The 16,157-nt window shown below is 70.1% G+C and carries 13 protein-coding genes and 2 pseudogenes; 12 read left to right on the plus strand and 3 right to left on the minus strand.

Translation table 11 applies throughout. The features are described from left to right. A pseudogene (locus VG276_06850) lies at positions 1–839 on the minus strand (amino acid transporter). Positions 840–1,161: 322 nt separating this feature from the next. Between VG276_06850 and VG276_06855 the strand changes: the two are divergent. From VG276_06855 to VG276_06890, 8 genes are all read left to right on the plus strand, one after another. Beyond that, the gene (locus tag VG276_06855) at positions 1,162–1,713 is read left to right on the plus strand and encodes a DUF6398 domain-containing protein (GenBank protein ID HEV8649120.1); all 552 of its coding nucleotides are present in this window, start codon (positions 1,162–1,164) and stop codon (positions 1,711–1,713) included. A gap of 122 nt (positions 1,714–1,835) precedes the next feature. After that, complete coding sequence (locus VG276_06860; protein HEV8649121.1) at positions 1,836–2,906, plus strand: DUF3500 domain-containing protein; 1,071 nt, start codon at positions 1,836–1,838, stop codon at positions 2,904–2,906. Positions 2,907–3,518: 612 nt separating this feature from the next. Continuing rightward, positions 3,519–5,033, plus strand: coding sequence for an extracellular solute-binding protein (locus VG276_06865; protein HEV8649122.1), 1,515 nt, complete (start codon positions 3,519–3,521; stop codon positions 5,031–5,033). Between the two features lie 173 nt (positions 5,034–5,206). After that, positions 5,207–6,223 (plus strand): sugar ABC transporter permease, encoded by a 1,017-nt coding sequence (locus VG276_06870; protein ID HEV8649123.1) that lies wholly within the window; start codon positions 5,207–5,209, stop codon positions 6,221–6,223. Positions 6,224–6,263: 40 nt separating this feature from the next. Further along, positions 6,264–7,289, plus strand: a complete 1,026-nt coding sequence (locus tag VG276_06875; GenBank protein HEV8649124.1) for a carbohydrate ABC transporter permease — start codon at positions 6,264–6,266, stop codon at positions 7,287–7,289. A gap of 3 nt (positions 7,290–7,292) precedes the next feature. After that, positions 7,293–8,285: an aldo/keto reductase gene (locus tag VG276_06880; GenBank protein ID HEV8649125.1), complete on the plus strand. Its 993-nt coding sequence runs from the start codon at positions 7,293–7,295 to the stop codon at positions 8,283–8,285. 202 nt (positions 8,286–8,487) lie between these two features. After that, complete coding sequence (locus tag VG276_06885) at positions 8,488–8,916, plus strand: RbsD/FucU family protein (protein ID HEV8649126.1); 429 nt, start codon at positions 8,488–8,490, stop codon at positions 8,914–8,916. A gap of 5 nt (positions 8,917–8,921) precedes the next feature. After that, entirely contained in the window at positions 8,922–10,235 is a 1,314-nt protein-coding gene (locus tag VG276_06890) for an L-fuconate dehydratase (GenBank protein HEV8649127.1), read from the plus strand. Positions 10,236–10,376: 141 nt separating this feature from the next. On the opposite strand, the gene VG276_06895 is transcribed toward VG276_06890, so the two are convergent. Continuing rightward, positions 10,377–11,183 (minus strand): DUF4190 domain-containing protein, encoded by an 807-nt coding sequence (locus VG276_06895; protein ID HEV8649128.1) that lies wholly within the window; start codon positions 11,181–11,183, stop codon positions 10,377–10,379. 204 nt (positions 11,184–11,387) lie between these two features. Beyond that, on the minus strand, positions 11,388–13,994 hold the full coding sequence (locus tag VG276_06900; protein ID HEV8649129.1) for an ATP-binding protein: 2,607 nt from the start codon (positions 13,992–13,994) through the stop codon (positions 11,388–11,390). A gap of 317 nt (positions 13,995–14,311) precedes the next feature. On the opposite strand from VG276_06900, the gene VG276_06905 reads away from it, so the two are divergent. The 4 genes and pseudogenes from VG276_06905 to VG276_06920 all read left to right on the plus strand — a co-directional run bounded on the left by VG276_06905 (position 14,312) and on the right by VG276_06920 (position 15,918). Beyond that, on the plus strand, positions 14,312–14,518 hold the full coding sequence (locus VG276_06905) for a helix-turn-helix domain-containing protein (GenBank protein HEV8649130.1): 207 nt from the start codon (positions 14,312–14,314) through the stop codon (positions 14,516–14,518). 255 nt (positions 14,519–14,773) lie between these two features. Next, complete coding sequence (locus VG276_06910) at positions 14,774–15,247, plus strand: PPOX class F420-dependent oxidoreductase (protein ID HEV8649131.1); 474 nt, start codon at positions 14,774–14,776, stop codon at positions 15,245–15,247. Further along, positions 15,244–15,375: a hypothetical protein gene (locus VG276_06915; GenBank protein ID HEV8649132.1), complete on the plus strand. Its 132-nt coding sequence runs from the start codon at positions 15,244–15,246 to the stop codon at positions 15,373–15,375. Before VG276_06910 ends, VG276_06915 begins: the two co-directional genes overlap by 4 nt. 243 nt (positions 15,376–15,618) lie before the next feature. Further along, a pseudogene (locus tag VG276_06920) lies at positions 15,619–15,918 on the plus strand (3,4-dihydroxy-2-butanone-4-phosphate synthase). The last annotated feature ends 239 nt before the right edge of the window (positions 15,919–16,157 follow it).

Consider the following 16,157-nt stretch of genomic DNA (forward strand, 5'->3'; position numbering starts at 1 on the left):
GGGCTCCGCGTGGCGCAACACCTCTCGGGTGACGGGCGCGACCTCGCCGTCGCCGAAGATGAGGTAGCGCAGCACGTTCACGATTGGGTTGCCCTCGGTCCAGCTGAAGTAGACGTGCGGCAGCTTGCCCGTCTGGTCGCGTATGTAGAGCAACAGGGCCGCGATCGAGTTGGCCACGGCCGAGCTCTCCGCCCGCAGGATGGGGTAGCCGTAGCGTTCCTCGCCGGTGACCCGGAGCACTGACTCGAACTCCGAGGGGTCGCGCACGGTCACCTCCAGGAAGAGCACCGGGTCGCTGGCGGGGATGTGGTGGTGCGCGCGTTCCTCGCGTTCCTTCTCGAAGTACTCGCGCTCGTCGCGCTCGTTCGGCTCGTTGGCGATGATGCGGATCTCCCCGCTGGCCGCCTCCTCGATGAAGCGCCGGGCGGTCTCCCCATCTGGACCTCGGTCACGCGCAGCTCGGTGGCCCGGGTCACCCTGGAGATCAGCGAGGTGGTGACGATCGCGGCGATGAAGAAGGAGGCGATCTTTACGCCATCGGGTCGCTCGAGGATGTTCGCGACGGTGGTGTAGGCGAAGAGGAGCGTGATGACGCCAAATGCGATGGTAGCGGGTCGCCGGCCGCGATGCCGGGCAGACAGTGTCACGGCGACGGCCGCCGACGAGATGAGCACCAGCACGCCGGTGGCATACGCCCCGCTCTGCGCCTCGACGTCGGCCCTGAAGAGGAGGGTGACCGCGAAGGCGATGGCGGTCCACACGAGCACCAGCGGGCGCACCGCGCGGGTCCACTCGGGAGCCATGCCGTAGCGCGGCAGGTACCTGGGCACGATGTTCAGCGGCACTGTTGCATTGAGGCGAACGGCGTCGGCGAACCGCGGCGAAGTGGAGGCTCCTTACTATGGAGAGCCCAGCAAGAACGGCTCGAAACACGCGATCGAGAACGTCGTCTGCCGTGTTCGAGGGGCAAAGTGGGGGCAGCCGGATGGGCTGATCGCTCAATGCAACAGTGCCGTCTGGGGTGGTCCCCCGGCGGATGGCCGGAGGCGTGCCGCCGCGTCCTGCGTTTGGTGCCGGCCGGGCTGGGTGCGGGCGGGGATTCACGGTATGGTCGGGCGGGCAGGGAGCCGTTGCCAACGCGTGGAGAGGAGCCCGGCGAGCTTGGACGCTGTCGAGGCGCCGAAGGTGCCGGTCGCGCTGCGGCCGGTCTTCAACGAGATCACCGCGATCACCAGCAGGTTCTGCGCCGAGCACCTGGATGAGGAGTACGCGCGGCTGTGCGCCAAGCTGGCCGCCAGGCTCGCCCGCAGGCGGCCGTCCCCGCTGCTGCGCGGTGACCGGCGGATCTGGGCGGCCGGCGTCGTCTACGCCATCGGGCGGGTCAACTTCCTGGCGGACCCGGCGCAGCGGCCGCACCTGCGCACCGACGACCTGGCCGACCTGCTCGGGGTCAAGCAGGCCACCATGGCCAACAAGGGCCGGCTGATCATGGACATGCTGGGCATCGGGTTGCTGGACCCGGGGTACAGCCGGTCCGACAGGCTGGACCAGAACCCGCTGGTCTGGATGATCCAGGTCGACGGTCTGGTGGTGGACGCCCGCTGGCTGCCTGAACAGCTGCAGGTCCAGGCGTGGCGGCGGGGGCTGATCCCGTACGTGCCCGCGCACGCCACCCCAGGCGACCCCGCCGAGCCTTCGGCGACGCGGCCATGAGCACCACCGACGACCTGGCCCGGTGCGGTGGCTGACCTCTTCGACTTCGACGAGGTGGCGGTTGGTCAGCGCGACCGGGCCGGGTCGCGGCTGATCTAGCTGATCTGTCAGGCGGTGTGACCATGAGCGCACCAACACCTATCCAGCCCGATCCTGACCGCCTGCAGCCGGTGCTGGACCGGATGGCGGAGGCAGCGACCGCCTGGCTGGGATCGCTGGGGTCGACACAGCGGCGCAAGGCGCGCTACGCCTTCCCGGCGCCCGACGAGCGGACCCGCTGGTACTACACCCCCACCGAACAGGGCGGCCTGCCGCTCGCCGAGATGAGTCCGGTCCAGCAGCGGCTGGCGCACCGGCTGGTCGCGAGTGGCCTGAGTCCGCGCGGCTACGTCGCGGCCTCGACCATCATGGGGCTGGAGAACGTCCTGGACGCCGTCGAGGGCTGGCAGCGGCCGTATCCGGGCCGCGCCGCCCCCAACCGTGGGCGCGACCCGCAGCTGTACTTCGCCAGCGTCTTCGGCACTCCGGGTGCCGGGTCGTGGGGCTGGCGGGTCGGCGGCCACCACTTGGCGCTCAACTACACCATCCACGGGGGCAACCTCGCGGCCAGCCCGATGTTCCTGGGTGCCAACCCCGCCACGGCGTCTCTGGTCGGCCCCGGCGTGCTGCGACCCCTGGCCGCGGAGGAGGACCTGGGCCGCGAGCTCCTCCATTCGCTGGCTCCCGACCAGCAGGCCAAAGCGGTGCTCTCGGTCGTGGCGCCGAGCGACATCGTCCAGTCCAACCGGCCGGTTGTCGAGGCTGGCGTACTTCCACTGGGCTCGTCGGACGACCAGCTGGCTGCGGTGCGCTACGAGCACACGCCCAAGGGGCTCGCCGCGGCCCAGATGACACCGCAGCAGCGGGCTCTGCTCCTGCCCCTGATCCACCAGTACCTGGGTCGCCTGCCTGACGAAGTGGCCGCCGTCCAGGCCGAGCGGATCTCCGGGCCGGCGTCAGGCACGCTCCACTTCGGCTGGGCAGGCGGACTCGAGCGGGGCCAGCCGCACTACTACCGCGTGCAGGGCCCGCGCCTGCTCATCGAGTACGACAACACCCAAGACGGCGCCAACCACGCTCATTCGGTCTGGCGTGACCCCGTGGGTGATTTTGGCGCCGACCTGCTCGCACCGTGCCCTGCTCAGGCTGACTGACCTTCGGCCACGTCCGCCGGCTGCTGGCGGCCCGGGGTCGGACGGCTGCGGCATGGACGGTGGGGCCCTCTGCCACGCCCGCGGGGCTGCTGGAGGTGCTGCTGGCCCTGGGGCTGGAAGCCGAATCCGACCAGGGCTCGGTGCTCGGCGTCGGCCGCCACCGTGCTCGTCCTCGATCACCCCTCAGGCCCCCCACGGGCGGCTCCCCCCCACGGGCGGCTCGTCGAGGCCTCTTTGCCAAGGAGCGGGCCCTCTGCCGGTTGCTGCGCGATGCGCGGGAATGGGCCTTGTCATCCGACCTACAAGTTCCAATTCGGTCGCCATGTCCCCCCTTGCGCCGCGCCAGGCGGCCATGGCAGAGTAAGTCATCCGATCTTTCGGGACGAGGCGGAGGCGCAGGAGCTCGCTTGAGGCAGTGGCAGCGCCAGCGGGTGTGCCGAGATGAAGCGCGTGGCGACGTGCAGCCGCCGTGACTTCCTTTCGCACCATGAGACAGCTCGGGGCCATGAAGCGGAGAAAACCCGTGATCCCGACTCCATCCGCGGAACGTAGGCGGAACCGTGATCCTGCCGTCAGCCGCGGGAGGGGGAGACAGCGCGAGAGGAGGACACCATGACCAACCGTCCGTTCCCCCGGTGGGCCGCGTGCGTCGCCGGCATGTCGCTGTTGGTCGCCGCCTGCGCAGGCGGCGAAAAGACGCAACCCACCCAACCCACTGGCGGAAGCACGCACCAAGGCGTCGAGGTCACCGTCCTGACGTTCACCGGGCCGCAGATCGCCGAGCCGCTCCAGCGGCGTGCCCCCGACTTCGCGCGGCGCACCGGCGCGAAGATCAAGGTGGTAACGGTTCCCTTCAGCGACCTGTACGACAAGATTCTCGCCGATCTGGCGACGGGAACGAACAGCTATGATGCCTTCGTCTTCGATCCGCAGTGGATGGGGGATTTCGTTCCGCCCGGCTATCTGGAGGACATCACCGATCGCGTCCAGGGCGACCAGGCGCTGAAGTGGAACGACATCGCCCCCTTCTTCCGTGACTTCAGTGCTTCCTACAAGGGGCGCACCTACACGATCCCGCTGGACGGCGACTTCCAGATGGTGTACTACCGGAGCGACCTGCTGAAGCGGGACGGGCTGAAGCCGCCGGCCACGTGGGACGAGTATCTGGCGATCGCGCAGAGGTACAACGGGAAGGACCTGAACGGGGACGGCAAAGCCGACTACGGATCGTGCATCGCAAAGAAGCGGGCCGCCCAGTCGTACTGGATATCGTGGTCGATCGCGGGTTCCTACCTCCAGGGGAAGGGGACCAGTCAGGGCGCATTCTTCGATGTCGACACCATGAAGCCGCTGGTGAACAACGAGGGGTTCGCGGCGGCACTCGACGTGTACAAGAAGACCACGCAATACGCGCCTGCGGACGAGCTGAACCTCGACGTCGGCGACACGCGCGGACTCTTCACTTCGGGCCGCTGCGCCCTCTCGGTCGACTGGGGCGACATCGGGACCCTTGCCGTCGACCCGAAGACCTCGACCGTGCAGGACAAGGTCGGGGCGGTGGTCCTGCCCGGGTCCCGGCGGGTTCTCGACCGGGCGACCGGCCGGCTCGTCGACTGCAGCCCCACGACGTGCCCGCATGCGGTCGACGGGGTCAACCATGCGCCGTTCGCCGCCTTCGGCGGCTGGTCGGGCGCCATCAACGCGGCGGTGGACCAGAAGGTCAAGGACGCCGCCTTCGACTTTCTGTCGTACATGAGCGCGCCCGGGCAGTCCAACGTCGACGTGACCCTCGGCAAGACCGGCTTCAACCCGTACCGCGTCTCGCAGTTCGAGAACATCGATTTGTGGGTGAAGGCTGGGATGAGCAAAGGCGCCGCCGAGAATTATCTGGGCGCCATCCGCGACAGCCTCCAGAGCCCCAACATGATCCTGGACCTCCGGACCCCCAAGTCCGCCCAGTACCAGGGCGTGGTCCTCGACACGGCGCTCGCGCAGTTCCTGGCCGGGGAGATCAGCCTGGACGCGACGATGAAACAGATCGAGGCTGGCTGGGAGAAGATCACGAACGATGAAGGACGCGACACGCAGAAGCAGGCATATACCGCGAGCTTGAACATCCAGCGGTAGGGGCTATGGATGTTGTGAGGGTGACTCGAGGCCGCCGCGCATCCCGTTCGGGCCTCGGGGGCCGCGCGTCCCGTTCGGTCCTCGGGGAGCGAACGCGGTCGCGGGCGTCGCTGGGGGCGAATTTCGCGGTCCGAGCGGCCTTCATCTGGCCAGCGCTCCTCGCGATCCTGTTCGTGTCGATCTTCCCGCTGCTCGTTTCGCTGTACATCAGCCTGTCCCGCCTGAGGCTGGTGCGGGGCGGGTTCGAGTTCCAGTTCGTCGGGCTCGAGAACTTCCGTGAGCTGTTCGTCGGGACCGAGCAGAGCCACTTCCTCGGGGTGACGGGTTCCCTGACGCCGGCCGGCTGGCTGATCGTCGGCGCCGCCCTCGCCCTGCTCTCCTGGGGGCTCGTCAGAGCCTGGCGAGGCGGGGTGTCGCCCCTCGGGATGATCTTCCGCTTCCTCGGCGCTCTCCTCGCCGCGGGCGCCGTGTGGCTGGCAGCCCGCACGCTGCTGGCCGACGGCGGGCGCCCGGGAACCGCTGTCGTGACGCTGACCTATGTTCTCGTCGGTATCGGGGTCCAGTTCGTGCTCGGGCTCGGGCTCGCCTACCTGCTGACCCAGGGACTTCCCGGACAGCGCTTCTTCCGGGTCGTGTTCCTCCTCCCGATGATGATCACGCCCGTTGGCGTCGCCTACATGTTCCGCATGCTGACCGACACGGGCAAAGGCCCCTTGCAGCCGGTCTGGGCGGTCGTCGGGCTCACCGACTTCTCCTGGGTCAACGATCCCTGGGGCGCGCGGGTCGCCGTGATGGTGGGCGACATCTGGGAGTGGACCCCGTTCATGTTCATCATCCTGCTGGCCGCCCTCGAGGGCCAGGACATCGAGACCGTCGAGGCGGCCATGGTGGACGGGGCCAACCGGTGGCAGGTCTTTCGCAACGTGTCGCTGCCGGCGATCCTGCCGGTGTGCACGACGGTCATCCTGATCCGGCTCATCGAGGCCTTCAAGATCATCGATCTTCCAAACATCCTGACCAACGGTGGTCCCGGAACGGCGACCGAGTCCCTCAGCCTCCATGCCTACATCCGGTGGCGGGCGCTCGACCTCGGCCAGTCGGCAGCGGTCGCCTACTCCCTTCTGTTCATCGTGACCGTCGTCGCGTTGTCGTATGTCAACCTCCTGCGGCCTCGGGTCGCGGAGGAGTGAGCCTATGAACAGGGACCGGGAGCAGAGGAAGACGCGGGCGATGCCGAACCCTCTTCGGCGCCGCTCGGTCACGGATCTGCCGCCGCTGGGGAAGCTGGTCGCGTACCTGATACTCGGGTCCTGGGCCCTGGTGGTGCTCTTCCCGCTCTACTGGCTCGCGATCACCTCGTTCAAGCTGCCGATCCAGGTCAACGCGGGGCCCGTCTACATCCCCTTTGTCGACTTCCGGCCGTCCCTGGACGCCTGGCGCTACATCTTCGTGGATCTCAGGAGCGACACGCTCCGGCCGTACATGAACACGGTCGTCGTCGCCCTGGGCAGCTCGACGCTTGCACTGCTGCTTGGATCGGCCGCCGCCTACGCGCTCATCCGTTTCCCGTACCGGCCGCGCGTCGGGGTGATCGCGCTGTTCGCCGGCTGCTTGCTCGTGGCCGCTCTCGCTGTGGCGCTCGGCGTGCCGCCGGTGCTTGCCGTCGTGGTGGCCGGGGGCTGCTTCGCCGTGCTCGCGGGCGCTGTCGGCAGCCGTTTCACACGGACCTTGTCGAACAGGGACATCGCCTTCTGGATGATCTCCCAGCGAATCCTGCCACCCGTCGCAGTGGTCATTCCGATCTACGTCCTGTTCCAGCACCTCGGGCTCCTCGACACGCGCACCGCGCTGGTGATCACCTATGCGGCGACGAACCTCCCGATCGTCGTCTGGCTGATGCGGGACTATTTCGACACCCTTCCTTGGGAGCTCGAGGAAGCAGCTGTGGTCGACGGGGCTTCGGCCTTTCGGGTCTTCCGGTCGGTCACCTTGCCGCTCTCGGTCCCAGGCCTGGTCGCGACCTTCCTCATCGTGTTCGTCTTCGCCTGGAACGAGTACCTGCTGGCGCTCTTCCTGTCGAGCGCGGACGCTCAGACGATGCCCCTCACCGTGGCCGCCCAGAACGCAACTCGGGGTCCGCAGTGGTGGTACATGTCCGTGCTGATCCAGATCATGATCGTTCCGGTCGTTGCGTTGGCGATTGCGCTCGAGCGGGTCATCTCGCGTGGCCTCCTCGTCGGCGCGGTCAAGGGCTAAGCGATGGTCGTGCCCACCGTTCCGCTCGGCGGCGGGCTGCAGGTCAGCGCCCTGGCTCTTGGCACCGCCCCGCTGGGCAACCTCTACACCGCGGTGGCCGACGAGGGCGCCGACGCGACCGTGCGCGCCGCGCTCGCGGCCGGCCTCACCTACCTCGACACCGCGCCGCACTACGGCCTCGGCATCGCCGAGCGGCGGCTCGCCCGGGTGCTCGGCGGGCTGCCGCGAGACGCCTTCGTCGTGTCCACCAAGGTCGGCCGGCTGCTGCGCCCGCTCGGGCCGGGTGAGGTCCCCGACCCGCAGGGGTTTGCCGACGTGCCGCCTTGCACGCGGGTCTGGGACTTCTCCCGCGACGGCGTGCGGCGTTCGCTGGGGGAGAGCCTGGAGCGGCTCGGCCTGGACCGGGTCGACGTCGTCTACCTGCACGACCCCGACGAGCACGAGCACCAGGCGCGGGAGCAGGCCTTCCCCGCCCTGGCGGAGCTGCGCGACCAGGGCGTCGTGCGGGCGATCGGGGCGGGCATGAACCAGCCCGGGATGCTCAGCCGGTTCGTGCGCGACCTGGACCTGGACGTGGTGCTGGTCGCCGGCAGGTACTCGCTGCTGGACCAGCGGGCCCTGGCCGAGCTGCTGCCGGCCTGCGCGGCGCGCGGCGTGGCGGTGGTGGTGGGCGGCGTCTTCAACAGCGGCCTGCTGGCCGATCCCCGGCCGGGGGCCACGTTCGACTACGCCCCGGCCCCGGCCGAGCTGGTCGCGCGGGCCGTCCGCCTCGGCGAGGTGTGCGCCGGGCACGGCGTGCCCCTGCGGGCCGCTGCGCTGGCCTTCCCGTTCGGCCACCCGGCGGTGACCAGCGTGCTGGTCGGCGCCCGCTCGGCCGCCGAGGTCGCCGACGCCGTGGCCATGTACGCCTGGCCGGTGCCCGGCGAGCTGTGGGCGGACCTGGTTGCCGCCGGCCTGCTGCCCGAGCACGTCCCGACCCCTGCGGGTACGCGATGAGCAGGGTCGATGCCCATCACCACCGGTGGGACCCGGTCCGCCGGGCCTGCCCGTGGAGGGACGGGTCGTGCGCACCGGTCCGGCGGCCGTCCACCCCGGCGGGCCTCGACGCGACCGCCGGAGCGCAGCTGCGCGGCGCGGTGTCCGGCGCCAACGCCCGCCGCGTGTACCACCTGCCCGACATCCGACGACGGAGGCGGCCGTGCTCAGAACCAGGCTCATTCACCCGGAGATCCTCGCCGCCCTGGCCGCCGCGGGCCATGGCTCGCAGGTGCTGGTCTCCGACGGCAACTTCCCGCACGCCACCGCGACACCGCCCGGCGCCCACCGGGTGTACCTCAACCTCTCCCCGGGCCGGGTGACGGTCACCGAGGTCCTGGAGGCGCTCGTCGCGACCGTGCCGCTGGAGGCGGCGGCGGTGATGCGCCCGCACGACGCCGACGCCCCGGCCGTGCTCGAGGAGTATCGGGCGCTCCTCCCGGCGGGTACGCCGGTCGACGTCGTCGAGCGTTTCGCGTTCTACCAGCTGGCCCGCGGGCCCGACGTGACCTTGGCGGTGGCAACCGGGGACCAGCGGCTTTACGCCAACCTGCTCCTCACCATCGGCTACATCGACCCGGACGGCAGCTGACGACCATGCCCGAGACGACCATGCCCGAGGTTGTCGTCACCGGCTTCGACACCGTCGACGTGCGCTTTGCGACCTCGCTCCAGCTCGACGGCTCGGACGCCATGAACCCCGATCCTGACTACTCGGCCGCCTACGTGATCCTCCACACCAGCGATCCGGAGCTCGAGGGGCACGGGTTCTGCTTCACGATCGGCCGCGGCACCGAGATCTGCGTGCAGGCGATCCGGGCCCTCGCCCCGCTGGTGGTCGGCGACAAGGCCGAGGCGCTGTTCGCCGACATGGGCGGCATGTGGCGCCGGCTGGTCGGTGACAGCCCGCTGCGCTGGCTCGGCCCTGAGAAGGGGGTCGTGCACCTGGCCACGGCCGCGGTCGTCAACGCCGTCTGGGACCTGTACGCCAAGGCGCGCGGCAAGCCGCTGTGGAAGCTGCTGGCCGACCTCGCGCCCGAGGAGGTCGTCGCGCTGGTCGACTTCCGCTACCTCACCGACGCGCTCACCCAGGCCGAGGCGCTCGACCTGCTGCGCACCCGCGAGCCGGGCAAGCAGGAGCGGGCGGCGCGGCTGCTCGCCGACGGCTACCCGGCGTACACGACCTCGGCCGGGTGGCTTGGCTACGACGACGAGAAGCTCGCCCGGCGCTGCCGCCAGGCGGTCGAGGCGGGGTTCACGCACGTGAAGCTCAAGGTTGGGGCGAGCCTCGACGACGACCTGCGGCGCCTCGCCATCGCCCGCGCGGCGATCGGCCCCGACCGCGGGCTGATGGTCGACGCCAACCAGGTGTGGAGCGTGCCCGAGGCGATCGCCTGGATGGCGGAGCTGGCGCGCTTCGACCCCTGGTGGATCGAGGAGCCGACCAGCCCAGACGACGTGCTCGGCCACGCCGCCATCGCGCACGCGGTCGCGCCGATCCGAGTGGTGACCGGGGAGCACGTGCACAACCGGGTGATGTTCAAGCAGTTCCTCCAGGCCGGCGCGATCGCCGCCTGCCAGGTGGACGCCTGCCGGCTCGCCGGAGTCAACGAGGTGGTGGCGGTCCTGCTGCTGGCGGCCAAGTTCGGCGTGCCGGTCTGCCCGCACGCGGGCGGCGTGGGCCTGTGCGAGCTGGTCGTGCACTTGTCGGCGTTCGACTACGTCGCGGTGAGCGGCTCGCTGGACGAGCGGATGATCGAGTACGTCGACCATCTCCACGAGCACTTCGTCGAGCCGGTGCGGGTGGCCGGCGGCCGCTACCAGCTGCCCCGGACACCCGGCTACGCCGCCATGACCAGCCGAGCGCTCGCCGAGCACCGCTTCCCCGACGGACCGGCCTGGGCGCGGTAGCTGGCAGCGCTCACCATCCCGCTCGTCGCTCTCAGTCATGGGGGACGAGCCGGTGGGAGCGCCGGCCAGGTCGGCTCCGCGTCTTGCAGGTGCGACGAAAGCGACTCAATCCCCTCAAAACGGGGACGCTTGACCGGGTCTCTAGCTCTCGAGGTTTCTCGAGAGCTCTTCGGCGCAGGCCCGCCGTGCCTGGTCGGTCCTGGCCTTTTCCATGCACCGCCCGAACTGGTTGAAGTCGTTGACGTTGGTGGCGAAGAAGGTCCCGATGCCGATCGTGAGGAACAGCCCGATCAGCAGCGCCAGCCCACCGGTCACCAGGCCGGCGACGGCCTGCCCGCGGTTGTCGGCGACCCCCTGGTTGGCTCGGATGAGGCCCACGATGCCAAAGATCACCGCGAGCAGGCCGAGGAGCGCTCCGAGCGGGGCGAACAGGATCAGCACAGCCAGCACCAGCGCGACCACGCCGAGGACCAGCGCGGCGGTCCCCATGCCGTTCTGGCGAGGTCGTGCCGCCGGATAGGCCGGGTAGCCTGGCCCGCCAGGAGCACCCGCTCGGGTCGGCTCAGCGGGGCGGTCCGCTGGGGTGTCGGTCATGACTGCCTCCCTCTGGGAGAGCCGCCCGTCCGGTCCACGGAGCGGCGACGGCCCGGCGAAGCGAAGCAGCGCGCCGAGCCCTTCGGTGGGGGCCGGGCCCCCAGGGCCCTTCTCCCCGGGACCATGGTCGACGAGCTTGGTGAGCGCCCCGGCGGTATGGCTGCCGTCGACCAGCGGGTCGATCGCCTCGAGGGTCGCCTCGGCCATGCCGGCCCGGGCGAGCTCGCCGCGCAGGTTCTTCCACCGCACCGCGACGCGGTGGGCCGCGTCCTCCACGTCCCCGCTGGTGTCCATGTAGATCGAGGCGAAGGGCCCGCTGGCGTCGAGCACGCGGGCAAGCTCGTTCTCGGGCACGATGCCTCCTCTGCCTTGACCAGCCACCCGGCCGCACGGGAGCGACCTGGCTCGCCGCCCTTGGGTAGCCCGCCGGAGCATGGCCAACCGTCCCGGCTCGACGCCGTTGCCCGGTTGCAGCCGAACGTGCCGACGAGGGTGGCGGCGGTCGAGCCGGTCGCGGTGTGGTCGATGACACCGGGCGGCGCTAGGTGGCCAGGCCGGCTAGGGGCTGAGCGAGGGCGAGCTCGAGCGCTCCTGCTCGGCCGCGACGGCCTCGACGAGTCGGAGCAGCTCCTTGACGTCGAGGGGCTTGGTCAGGAAGGCCCGAGCCCCCGCGTCGAGGAGCTGTGCGATCAGGGCGGGTCTGGCGTCGGCACTGAGGATCACGACTGGGATGCTGGCCGTCTTCGGCCCAGACCGCAGGCGGCGCAGGACCTCCTCACCAGGCATGTCGGGCAGGTGGAGGTCGAGCAGCACCAGATCTGGGTGGTGCTCGCCGGCCAGGTCGAGACCGAGCTGGGGCCGCATCGCCGAGATCAGCTTCACGCCTCTCCGGCGGCTCAGGACCCGGTCGACCAGCTCGAGGTTGGAGAGGTTGTCCTCGATGTAGAGCACGGTCAAGGTGGGCCCGTTCTCCACGAGCTGGTCCGGCTCGGGCGGTCGCCCGGCCTGCCGCTCGCGCCCGGCACGCTCGACCGGACCCTCGACCACTCGGAGCTCCACCCAGAAGGTGCTGCCCTGACCGACTGTGGTCGTGAGCGCGAGCGTCCCACCCATCGCCTCGGCCAGGCGGAGGGAGAGGGGGAGGCCGAGGCCGGTACCCTCGATCAAGCTCTGCTCGTTCGTGAGCCGCTCGAACGGGACGAAGAGACGCTCAAGGGACTCGGGGGCGATGCCTGGCCCGGTATCGGTCACCTTGACCTGGAGCCGCTCGCCCTGCGCGCGCTCGCAGGCGAGGTGCACGCTGCCACCCGCCCGGTTGTACTTGACGGCGTTGGAAAGAAGGTTGAGCAGGACCTGCTTCAGGCGCTGGCGGTCGGCGTGGACGTGCGCGGCACAGCTTCCAGCCAGGTTCCTGGAGAGCAGGACGCCGCGCTGGTCAGCCAGGGGCCGGATCAGGTCGACAGCTTCCTGCACGACGTCGGCCACGGCGACTGGCTCCAGCGACAGGGGAAGCCGGCCGGCCTCGATGGCCGCGATGTCCAGCACCTCGTTGATGAGCGCGAGCAGGTGCCGCGCCGCCGAGAGGACGTAGTGGACGTTCTCGCGCTGCTCCCTCGTGAGCTCCTCCATCTCCAGGAGCTGCGCGAAGCCGAGGATCGCGTTGAGCGGGGTCCGCAGCTCGTGGCTCATGCGCGACAGGTACTCGCTCTTGGCCTGGTTGGCCCGGTCGGCGGCCTCCTTGGCTTCCTGCAGCACCCTCTCGCCTTGCTTGCGTTCACTGATGTCGCGCGCAACCACCGACATGCCGACGACGACGGCCGCTCGATTCCGTAGCGGGGCCGCGGTGAGCGCCACGCCGAGGTCGACGCCGTCTTGGCGCAGGTGCTGGGTCTCCAGACTGACGCGCTCACCCTGGCCCACCCGCTGGAGAAGATCGGGGAGATCGTCGGGACGGTCGGGGGGGACGATGATCGAGAGCGGGAGGCCGACCACCTCCCCGGCCGAGTGGCCATAGGTGGCCTCGGCGGCCGGGTTCCAGCTCCTGATCGTGCCGTCGAGGCTGGTGCTCACGATCGCGTCGCCGGAGGCATCCACGACCGCAGCCAGTTCCGAGTCACGCTCGGCGGTGCGCACCCGCTCCAGCGCGAGCTCGGCCAGGCTGGCCAACGCTCGGAGCAGCTCGAGCTCCTCGCGGCCGAACAGGGGGGCGAACGGGCTCGCCCATGCCAGCAGCGCCCCCATGGCCAGCGGCAGCCGCACCGAGCCCGGGACCTGGGCCTCCGCACCAGGGCCGCCGGCATCGGTGGCGGTCACCCGGTCCTGCAGGCCGGGCGTCTGGCCAGAGGATCCGATGATCCTCCCCGTCTCGTCGACCAGCGCCGCACCTCGCCCGCCCACCATGCTCATGACATGAGGGAGCAGGCAGGCGGCAACGTCCTCAGCCCGGGTGACAGCCTTGAGCTCACCCATGGCACGTCGGAGCGTCTCCTGCTCCGAACGCCGCCAGGCGTTGCGCAGCATCGCCGGGGGCGCGAAGGCGAGGTAGAACAGCAGCGCGCTCGAGAGCGTGAGGACATGTGTCGCCACTGCGAGCGGCCTGGGGTGCGTCGAGGGTTCGATCCCGCTGACCACGACGGCCAGGTTGAGGCTCGTCGCCGCAAGACTCAGTCCACGCATGCGCCGGCGTGCCGCGGTCGGCTGGCCGCGGCCGGCCCTCCACAGCTTCAGCGCGACGATGAGCGAAACGATCGTCCACTCCAGCAGGACTGCGACCAGGTAGGCGCTGAGCCAGGCTGGCCGGGCCTGACCTGGGGAAGGAAAGCCGGGCAGCAGCAGCGTCCAGACCAGGACCGTGCCCACCAGGACGCCGACCGTCGCCTCGGTGCGGCGAGCCGCGCGGTCAAGGGAGTCGGTGAACCGGAAGAGCAGGTAGGGGAACAAGATCAGAGCAGCCAAGAGGAGCTTCCCGATCCACTGGGCTGGTTCGCCGGTGGAGCTCGCTGACAGCACGAGGCCGGCCAGCACGACTCCGCCCAGGGCCCCGAACGTCACCGCCAGCCACGCTGCAGCTCTTCCCCCCTGCCGTCTCCACCGGATGTAGCAGACTCCGGCAAGGCCGACGAAGAGCGCGTCGTTGAGGTATTCGAGCATCGCCAGGAGTGTCATGGGACATCCCGCTCGCGCTGGTTGTCGCGCATCTGCACCCTCTTCGAGTCGCTCCACCGCAGTCGGCCGGGAGGTCGCCGCATGTGGTATGTCGGCGGACCTGGCCACGGCGTTGAGGAGCGGTAGGGGTCCCTGCCCGACAACCTTGCCTGGGGAACCCCGACACACCTGGGCAAGCTCTCCTGGCAATTGTCCGTCGAGGGCGCCACGCGCCCTGTCAACGACGGCCGAAGAACCAGTCCTCATCCGTCGCCGACGCGCCCACCCCGATTCGCCTATCCTGGTGTCCCTCATAGGGACAACAAGCACAGGAGAGGATGATGGCGCAGGCACCGGCGGGTGAGCGGTACCTGAGCTCAGCCCAGGTGGCGGAGCTGCTGCAGGTCTCCCCCAAGACGGTCGCGCGGTGGGCGAAGCTCGGCAAGCTGCCGTGCCTGCGTACCCTCGGGGGACACCGGCGCTACCCGGAGGACGCGATCGTGGCGCTCCGCGAGGCGCTCACCAGCGAGCCACCGTCAGCCTGACCACCGGGGGAACCAGGGCGAAGGCAGCACGATCGTGTTCCGCGCCCGTCGCCTCGAGCCGGGCTGGACGAGCTGGGCGCTCGACGACAGCAGCTGGGAGCCGGCGCGAGAAAGGTGGAAGCTGTCTTCGGCTGTGGCGCCTCCGGTCTCCGGTCCCGCCGGCGCCTGTCGCACCGTGCCGACGCTGGCGCGTGCGGCTTGGCGGCTCACGGCATAGGCTCGCCGTCCGACGGCAGCGCACGCGGAGGGGAGCCGATGGACCAGCCCATACCGCAGGTCCCCGAAAGCCACCGGGACCTGCTCGAACGACCGCTGATCGCGCACCTGGCCACGGCCCGCGCGGACGGCGGGCTGCAGAGCAACCCGATGTGGTTCGGCTGGGACGGCGAACGTATCCGCCTGACCCACACGCGCACCAGGCAGAAGTTCCGCAACCTGCAGGCGGAACCGCGTGTCGCCCTGTCGATCACCGACCCTGCCGACGCGCAGCGCTACCTGGAGGTCCGCGGGGTTGTCGAGTCGATCGAGGACGACACCGGGGGGCGCTTCTACCGGTACCTGCGCGAGCGCTACGGCGTCGACCCTGACGCGCCGATGCCCGACGCTGACGTGCGGGTGGTGCTGGTCGTCCGTCCGGCAACGGTGCTGGCGCGTAGCCCTGGTGGTGCTGACGGTCCGCCCGCGATCGAGCGGGTCTCCGGGGATGGGCGCAAGGTTCTCCGGCCGTGAGCCGCAAGGCGTGCACGATCATCGCCAGCCACATGGCCGAGGTCAGCAGCCTGAACGCGGAGCTGCGTTGGGGCTGCTGCATCTGGGCGAAGGGCGTCTCCGACCGCGAGCGATCACGGCGGCCCTGACACGCGGAGCGCGTTGGGCTCGGGGTGACCGTTTGTCGCCGACGCGGCCGAGCGTGTCGCAACCGAGCACAGCCTGCATGCCCCGCAGGGCGTGGTCCGGCATACGAGCCGTCAACATCTGATCCATCCCTGTCGCAGGATGCGACATCGCGGCTTCGGCTGAAGGCCGACACTGGGCCCCCCACGTCGCTTTGGGTGGGGAAATGGTGCTCCCAACGTGCATGGAGCGCCTGTCTGAGGAGCGTGGTCCGGTTGAGCGTGTTCGCCGAGATCGAGGAGGCCGTGGCCGCGATCGCCGCCGGCGAGATGGTCGTGGTGATCGACGACGCCGACCGCGAGAACGAGGGCGACCTCATCATGGCCGCCGACGCGGCCACGCCGGACAAGGTCGCGTTCTTCGTGCGCCACACCTCTGGGGTGCTGGTCGTGCCCATGCTCGGCGAGCGCCTGGACGAGTTGCGGCTTCCGCTCATGGTCCCGCTCAACGCCAACACCGAGGCGCACCGGACTCCCTTCACGGTCTCCGTGGACGCCCGCGTCGGTACCCCCAGTCTGGAAGGCACCCTGGAAGGCGGTACCCTGGCGCCTCGCATTGCAGTCACACCATGGCTGGCTCCATGGCTGGCTCCATGGCTGGCTCCATGGACTGCCCGCGGTGTGGACCGCTGTCACTTCCGGGCGCGCAGTTTCGCCTTGCGGTAGTCGCGGATTGTGGCTGGCCGGGTCGACCAGATCTGGGCGTTGAGCGGCTGGCGACCGGGTCATGCCGGTTCGACCGGGGG

The organism is Actinomycetes bacterium (assembly GCA_036000965.1).
In the GTDB taxonomy this organism is placed as follows: Bacteria; Actinomycetota; CALGFH01; order CALGFH01; family CALGFH01; genus DASYUT01.